Source organism: Bradyrhizobium sp. P2_E8 (genome assembly GCF_056403875.1).
This window is the reverse complement of record NZ_JBFUES010000733.1, coordinates 1-3,949: the sequence shown is the minus strand read 5'-3', so window position 1 is coordinate 3,949 and position 3,949 is coordinate 1. Positions and strand designations below refer to the sequence as shown.

Genomic DNA, 3,949 nt, shown 5'->3' with positions numbered 1-3,949 from the left:
GAGTTACCCTTATCGCGCAACAACTACGCCCTTGGGTTATGGGTCCCGGCCTTCGCCGGGACGACACCGATGTTGTCGCGACGGCTCGCCAGACCAACTCGCCCTAGCTTACGTCTGCTCCGCCTTCGCAAAGCGATCATCCAGCGCGTAGCCGGCGCCGCGGACGGTGCGGATGGGATCCTGCTCGCGGCCGAGATTGAGCAGCTTGCGCAGGCGGCCGATATGGACGTCGACGGTGCGCTCGTCGATGTAGATGTCGCGGCCCCAGACGCTGTCGAGCAGCTGCTCGCGCGAGAACACGCGGCCGGGATGCTCCAGGAAGAACTCCAGCAGGCGATATTCGGTCGGGCCGAGGTCGATCGGCCGGCCCGAGCGCGCCACACGGCGCTTGTCGCGGTCGAGCTCGATGTCGCCATAGGCGAGCACGGTGGCGAGCCGCTCGGGGCTGGCGCGCCGCAGCAGGCCCTTCACGCGCGCCAGCAGCTCCGGCACCGAGAACGGCTTGACGATGTAGTCGTCCGCGCCGGTCGCAAGACCCCGCACCCGCTCGCTCTCCTCACCGCGCGCGGTGAGCATGATGATCGGCAGCTGCTTGGTCTCGGGCCGGGTCCGCAGCCGCCGGCACAGCTCGATGCCCGACAGCCCCGGCAGCATCCAATCGAGCACGATCAGATCCGGGATATGTTCCTTGAGGCGGGTGTCGGCGTCGTCGCCGCGCATCACCGTCTCGACGTCATAGCCGTCGCCTTCGAGGTTGTAGCGGAGAAGCTCGGTGAGAGCTTCCTCGTCCTCAACCACCATAATGCGTGCGCCCATGGTGTCGTCGCTCCTTGCGTCTTCAGGTATTCGGGACCGTCGTGGCGAAGGTCGTCATGTCGCCCTTCGGCCGCTTGTCGGTGATCGCCTGGCCCTCGATCATGTAGAACACGGTCTCGGCGATGTTGGTGGCGTGGTCGCCGATCCGCTCGATGTTCTTGGCGCAGAACATCAGATGGATGCAGAACGAGATGTTGCGCGGATCCTCCATCATGTAGGTGAGGAGCTCGCGGAACAGCGAGGTGCAGATGGCGTCGACTTCCTCGTCGCCCTTCCACACCGCCATCGCGGCCGGCAGATCGTGCGCGGCATAGGCGTCCAGCACCGACTTGACCTGCTGCTGCACGAGGTCGGTCATGTGTTCCAGGCCGCGGAACAGCTTGAGCGGATGGAAATCCGTCTCCAGCGCGGCGACGCGCTTGCCCATGTTCTTGGCGAGGTCGCCGATGCGCTCGAGATCGGTCGCAACGCGCATGGCGCCGACGATCTCGCGCAGATCGACCGCCATCGGCTGGCGGCGGGCGATGGTGAGCACGGCGCGTTCCTCGATGCGCTTCTGCAGCGCGTCGAGCTCGGTGTCGGTGGCGACCACGCGCTGGCCGAGCGCGACGTCGCGGCGGATCAGCGCGTCGACGGAATCGACGATCATGCGCTCGGCGATCCCGCCCATCTCGGCGACGAGTCGGGTGAGCTCCTGGAGGTCGGTGTCGAAGGCCTTTGCGGTATGTTCAGAACCCATGTCCCGTCTCCTCAGCCGAACCGGCCGGTGATGTAATCCTGCGTGCGCCGGTCGCTCGGCGACGTGAAGATCTTGCTGGTGTCGTCGAACTCGATCAGCTCGCCGAGATACATGAAGGCGGTCTTGTCGGAGACGCGCGCCGCCTGCTGCATGTTGTGGGTGACGATCGCGATCGTGTAGTTCTCGGACAGTTCCTGGATCAGCTCCTCGACCTTGGCGGTCGAGATCGGGTCGAGCGCCGAGCAGGGCTCGTCGAACAGGATCACCTCGGGCCGCACCGCGACGGTGCGGGCGATGCAGAGGCGCTGCTGCTGGCCGCCGGAGAGCGACAGGCCGGAGGCGTTGAGCTTGTCCTTGACCTCGTTCCACAGCGCGCCGCCGCGCAGCGCCTTCTCGACGCGGTCGTCCATCTCGGACTTCGAGATCTTCTCGTAGAGGCGGATGCCGAAGGCGATGTTCTCGTAGATCGTCATCGGGAACGGCGTCGGCTTCTGGAACACCATGCCGACCCGGGCGCGCAGCAGATTGAGGTCGAGCTTGCCGTCGAGGATGTTGGTCTGGTCGAGCATGAGCTGGCCGGTGGCGCGCTGACCCGGATAGAGGTCGTACATCCGGTTGAAGATGCGCAGCAGGGTCGACTTGCCGCATCCCGACGGGCCGATGAACGCGGTGACGCGGTTGGCGCCGAGCGTCAGGTTGATGTTCTTCAGCGCGTGGTGCTCGCCGTAATAGAAGTTGAGGTTGCGCACCGTCACCTTGGCCGGGGCCTCGGGCAACACCGGCGCCTGGGGCAAACCACCGGCCGCGCTCATCGATACGGAAAGCTCACTCATTTTGCGGTCCTCTCGGCGCCAAGGATGCGCGCGCCAATATTCAGGGCAAGAACGGTAATCGTGATCAGCAGCGCGCCGCTCCAGGCCAGCTGCTTCCAATAGGCGTAGGGGCTCTGGACGAAGTTGTTGATGGTGACCGGCAGGTTCGCCATCGTCTTGTTCAGGCCGAGGCTGAAGAACTGGTTCGACAGCGCGGTGAAGAGCAGCGGCGCGGTCTCGCCGGCGACGCGGGCGGTTGCGAGCAGCACGCCGGTGATGAGGCCGGAGCGGGCGGCGCGATAGGCGATCCGCTTGATCACCAGCGAGCGCGGCAGGCCGAGGGCGGACGCCGCCTCGCGCAGCGCGTTCGGCACCAGCAGCAGCATGTCCTCGGTCGTGCGCAGCACCACCGGGATGACGATGACGGCGAGCGCGAGGGAGCCTGCGATCGCCGAGAAGCCGCGCATCGGCACCACCACCGCGCCGTAGATGAACAGGCCGATGATGATCGAGGGCGCCGAGAGCAGGATGTCGTTGATGAAGCGGATCACCGAGGTCAGCTTGTCGTTGCGGCCGTACTCGGCGAGATAGGTGCCGGCGAACAGGCCGAGCGGCGCGCCGATGCCGACGCCGAGCACGGTCATGATGATCGAACCGACGATGGCATTGCGCAGGCCGCCTTCGGTCGAGCCCGGAGGCGGCGTGTCTGCCACGAAAATCTCAAGGTTCAGACCGGCGATGCCGTTGTAGAGCAGCGTGATCAGGATCAGCGCTAGCCAGGTAACGCCGAAGGCGGCGGCGGCCATGCAAAGGCCTCGGATGACGAAGTCCTTGCGGCGGCGGCGTGAATAGATCGGGTTCATGGCGTTAGTTCCCCGCCTTCTTTTCCAGCCGCATCAGCATCAGCCGTGCCGCTGCGAGCACGAAGAACGTCAGCACGAACAGCAGAAGGCCGAGCAGGATCAGGCCGGACTGGTGCAAGCCGTCGCTCTCGGCGAACTCGGATGCGATCGCCGCCGAGATCGTGGTACCCGGCGCGAAGATCGAGGAGGAGATGCGGAACGAGTTGCCGATGATGAACGTCACCGCCATGGTCTCGCCGAGCGCGCGGCCCAGCGCCAGCATGACGCCGCCAATGACGCCAACGCGGGTGTAGGGGATCACCACGCTGCGAACGACTTCCCAGGTGGTGCAGCCGACGCCGTAGGCGGCCTCCTTCAGCACCGGCGGCACCGTCTTGAACACGTCGACCGAGATCGAGGTGATGAAGGGCAGCACCATGATGGCGAGGATCAGCGCGGCGTTGAACAGGCTGAGATAAGACGGGGGCCCCGCGAAGATCGCGCCCAGGACGGGGACGCCGTCGAAGATCTTGATCATGAAGGGCTGGAAGGTGTTGGCCAGGAACGGGCCCAGCACGAAGAAGCCCCACATGCCGTAGATGATCGAGGGRATGCCGGCGAGCAGYTCGATCGCCATCCCGATCGGGCGGCGCAGCCATTGCGGACAGAGCTCGGTGAGGAAGATCGCAATGCCGAGGCCAACGGGAATGGCGATCAGCATCGCGATGAAGGAGGTGACG

Annotated in this window: 5 protein-coding genes; all 5 read right to left on the bottom strand. The window is 65.6% G+C overall.

The genetic code is table 11. The features are described 5' to 3' along the window. Positions 1 to 108: 108 nt before the first annotated feature. Positions 109 to 816 carry a phosphate regulon transcriptional regulator PhoB gene (gene phoB / locus AC1D00_RS30635; RefSeq protein WP_008143479.1) on the bottom strand — a complete coding sequence of 236 codons (708 nt, stop codon included), beginning with the start codon at positions 814 to 816 and terminating at the stop codon, positions 109 to 111. Between the two features lie 22 nt (positions 817 to 838). Further along, positions 839 to 1,555: a phosphate signaling complex protein PhoU gene (phoU, locus tag AC1D00_RS30630; protein ID WP_011083915.1), complete on the bottom strand. Its 717-nt coding sequence runs from the start codon at positions 1,553 to 1,555 to the stop codon at positions 839 to 841. Positions 1,556 to 1,566: 11 nt separating this feature from the next. Beyond that, positions 1,567 to 2,388, bottom strand: coding sequence for a phosphate ABC transporter ATP-binding protein PstB (gene pstB, locus AC1D00_RS30625; RefSeq protein WP_135176179.1), 822 nt, complete (start codon positions 2,386 to 2,388; stop codon positions 1,567 to 1,569). Further along, positions 2,385 to 3,230: a phosphate ABC transporter permease PstA gene (gene pstA / locus AC1D00_RS30620; protein WP_135176178.1), complete on the bottom strand. Its 846-nt coding sequence runs from the start codon at positions 3,228 to 3,230 to the stop codon at positions 2,385 to 2,387. The genes pstB and pstA overlap by 4 nt, the downstream gene beginning before the upstream one ends. A 4-nt stretch (positions 3,231 to 3,234) precedes the next feature. Further along, a partial coding sequence (gene pstC, locus AC1D00_RS30615) for a phosphate ABC transporter permease subunit PstC (RefSeq protein ID WP_477013237.1) occupies positions 3,235 to 3,949 on the bottom strand: 715 nt, incomplete at its 5' end.